The sequence below is a fragment of the Fulvivirga sp. genome, assembly GCF_040220315.1.
Classification (GTDB): Bacteria; Bacteroidota; Bacteroidia; order Cytophagales; family Cyclobacteriaceae; genus Fulvivirga.
Window position 1 is genome coordinate 1 of the sequence record NZ_JAVJUY010000339.1, and the last position, 4,140, is coordinate 4,140.

Annotated in this window: 4 protein-coding genes; all 4 read right to left on the reverse strand. The window is 37.2% G+C overall.

Annotation, left to right across the window (positions count from 1 at the left end; translation table 11 throughout):
• Positions 1–212 (reverse strand): hypothetical protein (locus RLO81_RS17275; protein WP_350114586.1); only part of this gene is annotated, 212 nt, incomplete at its 3' end.
• Positions 213–263: 51 nt separating this feature from the next.
• Positions 264–833 carry a hypothetical protein gene (locus RLO81_RS17280; RefSeq protein WP_350114589.1) on the reverse strand — a complete coding sequence of 190 codons (570 nt, stop codon included), beginning with the start codon at positions 831–833 and terminating at the stop codon, positions 264–266.
• Between the two features lie 160 nt (positions 834–993).
• On the reverse strand, positions 994–3,453 hold the full coding sequence (locus RLO81_RS17285) for a M4 family metallopeptidase (RefSeq protein WP_350114592.1): 2,460 nt from the start codon (positions 3,451–3,453) through the stop codon (positions 994–996).
• 40 nt (positions 3,454–3,493) lie between these two features.
• Complete coding sequence (locus RLO81_RS17290) at positions 3,494–3,892, reverse strand: hypothetical protein (RefSeq protein WP_350114594.1); 399 nt, start codon at positions 3,890–3,892, stop codon at positions 3,494–3,496.
• Positions 3,893–4,140 lie beyond the last annotated feature (248 nt).

A 4,140-nucleotide genomic window follows, 5' to 3' on the forward strand; every position in this document is an offset into this window, starting at 1 on the left:
GGTCCGCTGCTAAGTTCATTGATTTTGACACCATCAACATAAACGTCCCAACCAGCACCACCATTTAACTTTTCTCCAAATGCGCCTGTAGCATAAATGTGGTACTCAAGATATTCATTTGGACAACTTTGACTTGGGCCATCGATATGTAAGTTCCATCCGAAAACTAATTGTGACAACCCAAGTAGAAAGAGCAACACAGATTTTCTCATAGCATATAATTTTAAGTATTCTGAAAATATTCTTTTGTTATTGCAACATCATTATTTCTCCGTTCTAAAGTATCTTTTAGTTACTCTGATATTCTTGAACGATCCTTCAATAAATCTGTATCTAGGGAATTGCTTATCTGTTGAATGCTTGACTCTGGCCTTAAAAGACCCAGAAACATACAGCTCCAGGTCATCAATGAAAACATCTTCTATGATCAGAAAATTGAATTCAGGATCAGAGGCTGACCAATAATCATAGTCAGGGTGTCCGTCTGAGTTGTCACCCACACCGCGTAATTGGTACATCATTGTAACAGAGACAGTATCACTCGACGCGTAGCTTCCGGATTTTACTGAAATTTTTGTACGATCGCCAGAATAGTCATGGAACAGCATAACACTATCTCGATCTTTCGCTTGAATAGTGCAAAGAAAACCGGTATTCAATGTTTCATTGGTCATGCCCAGATAGAACCTGTTATTATTAAAATTAAGAGTAATACCTGGAGCATTTACATTAACCCACTGCACATTGTCAATCACAAACGACACTTCCGGTTCAAGATAAACGGGGGTCACATATTCTTCTGGTTCATAGCAAGAAGATGTTATGAGAAACATAACCAGACAAATTCTGGTCTCTATTATTTGGATTAATCTGTTAATATTCAAGGCTATAGTCTTCTTTTTATAAATCCATCCAGGGGGTGATGATCAATCAATTTGAACCAAACTCAGAGAAGCTGATAATATTCAACTTCTCTGAGAGGTAATAGGATATTTATTCGATCAAAAGATGCCTGGTAAATATATTTTCATCAATAAAGACCTTAATGATATAATGTCCTGATTGAATAGTTGAGGTATCAATTCTTAGTCTATCCTTCACTTTTGAATTTTTCGTAAAAATTTCATTGTGTTGTTGATCATATATCTTGGTAACAACATCTTTTTCCTTAATTGAAGAATTAGATTGACTCATATTTGCGGAGAGTTCGGGTTCTGAGCTTTGAAAGGTGACATCAATATAATCTGATGATGGGTTAGGTGACATTATCATGAAGTATCCCCCACAATCATCTACATCCCAATACTCACTTTTCCATGTACTCCAGCCACATGTATTATGGGCTCTTACTTTTATTGTCTCAGTGGTAGGTGGGCTTGTATCCCAATAATCAATTTCAACATACTGCCAGTCGGCAGGTGAACCATATTCTTCTTCTAAGTAATAATCAGATGAAACAACTATATCCCAATCAAACTCATCAACGAAAGCACTACCCGGATGATATGCATCCGCATAATTCAATTCACAATTACTCAATTCCTCATTACCATTTGAAAAACCATCAAGATTGATTTCAATTGAACTGGACTTTGGTTTTCCAACCCATATTATTTTATAATAATTAGTACCAGTGCAAGGATCGGTAAATATTAATGTAGCCTGTCCGCTGGATGAAGAATACTTAGCTCTCAAAGGGGCAGTTGATCCGGTCCCAGATGCATTATAAACTAAATTTGAAGGACTGACAGACCAGGTGACATCTGGATTATCCAAATTTTCAAGCTCATAGTTGACATCAGTAGTATATGAACATAAAACGTTATCCCCATTTACATAAATACTTGCTTTTGAGCCAACTCCAACAGCATGCCATGCATTTGTAACTGTTACAACCTCACACGAGTTTGCTCCAAATAGTGCTTCTGCTGCACTCAACACTGCTGTTCTTATGGCAGGATATGTTGTAGTATTATCCAAATAATTATTGAAAACAGCTTCCACAATCAAATCTTCAGCATCGCCCATCCCAATCCCGTTTACGGAATAACTATTACCTAAGTCATTAGTTCCACTCTCTCCCTCCACCAATACGTAAAACCAGTGCGAAAAAACACCACTTCTTACATAAAAATCAGAGGTTCCATTATACTGAGAACTTTGATAGGTATCAGCTATTTGTGTCCGGGCATTGGCGTCATTGGTGTTCTCTATGTTTCTTTCATAAGAGGCTGTTAAAGAAATATCCTCACCAATCCTCCAAACGGCACTCGGACTGATCCTCTGTTCCAGGATAGCACCCCATATGTCACTCAATCCTTCATTGAACGCCCTTGGATCCCCGGAACTTCCCCAACCAATTTGAAAATCGGTAATTCCATGACCAAATTCATGTGCGACTACATCAAGGCTTGCCACTGGGCTAAATCTAACAGCCCCGTCTCCAAAAACCAGATGATTGGGTGTAGGATCCCAAAAAGCATTGTCTCTGTCATTATTAATAGATCCGAAGCGGATATATGCGTTGATAGAAAATCCTGAGTCGTCAAAACTATTGATACTGTGTTCATTATTGATGTAATCATAAATTTCCTGAAGCGCCCAGTGTATGTCAAGTCCCATATCATTTTCGTTGGTAGAATGTTCGGTTGCCGTCCAGTTATTATTGTTATCTATAAGCTCAACGGCGCTGGAAATGACCGTGCTGTTTTGAAGGTTCCTTGTATGTATATTTGCACCTCTTGTATCATCAAAGAGGCGATGGCCCCCGGTTACCGGATCAGTATCTGCCTGCTGAGTGCCATTGTAGCGAGTGGCAAATGTGCCCAAAAAATCTATCACTCTGGGTTCGGTTTCAACTACTTGGCCCGTGTGGGCATTGATGTACCCTACCTCGTTGTTATTCGGGTGATCGGATTCCAGATAAATTCGATAGACCAACTCTACAGTTTTCAACTTGTCATTATCGATTTGATTTGTAAATTCTTTAATAAGCAACTCTGTTACAGTGTCCACTACTTCCTCCTTTTCGATTTCCTTATATTTTAAGAAAATATCAATCGCTTGTTCCAGGTTCATAGCTGGTGTGGTATTGAGATCATCTATTTTCACATAATGTCCATTGGCATAATACATCTGCCCGTTTTTATAATGAAAATTGTATCCTGCATCCTGCACTCTAATGCCAAAGTAGTACTGATCGTAGTGTTCATGGACAAACCCTTCTCGCTTTGATATATGAGGGACTTTTTTAAAGTGGTCCGCTGGTTTCACTTCTAGGTATTCTTTAAAAAAAGCACCGGACGAAGTCGGAATGGTCTCTTCAGCACCGGAAAACTTTACCGCACTTATAGTTCCATCCTCATACTTATGGATGGTGTGTCGCTTGTCCTTTTCCTGTGCCTGAGACAGGAAAGCAAAAAATATCATTAATATAGTAAATAGATTTTTCATAGCTGAATTAATTTATGCTTGTAAAAGCATTATTGTAAGATTATTCGATTTTCCTATAAACAAACCGGTATAATATGGCAAGAGCATCAATATCTAAAATCAACGTTCTTTGGTCTTCGAAAGAATAGTAATAGCGTATCGAAATAGTATCAATTTCGTCAATATCAACAGTGTAGTAGTAGTAAATAAGCATTGAATCATTTAGATAATAATCACCGTAAGAAAAGTCTCCAGTTAAATAATCATAGGACCTGTAAGAACTGTCATTTAAATATTCAGTATACCCATCTGCCGGGTAAGGCTCACCATCAACTTCAATAACCTCCCATTTTCCAAGGATAGCTTCTCTAGCATCAATGTCTATTTCTTCTTTATTACAGCTGATTGCTATAATTGATAGGTAAATGAGCCAAATAATTGTGTATTTGGGGTGTTCCATAACAATAGTCAGTTTGATAAACCTAAATGGTTTCTTATCTAAAGGTAGTTAAACATATATAACGTTCCAATAATTTAAAAAATTAAATTAATGCTAACTGTATATTAATAATACCGCCCAGTCAAGCTTAAGTACTACCGGTATTTTAAATATTATTAATTCAGATAACAGTTTTTAAAATGATTGATCCTAAAAGACTATAAATGGTTTAAAGAATATCATTTAGAAACTGCTATTGAATGCAGACC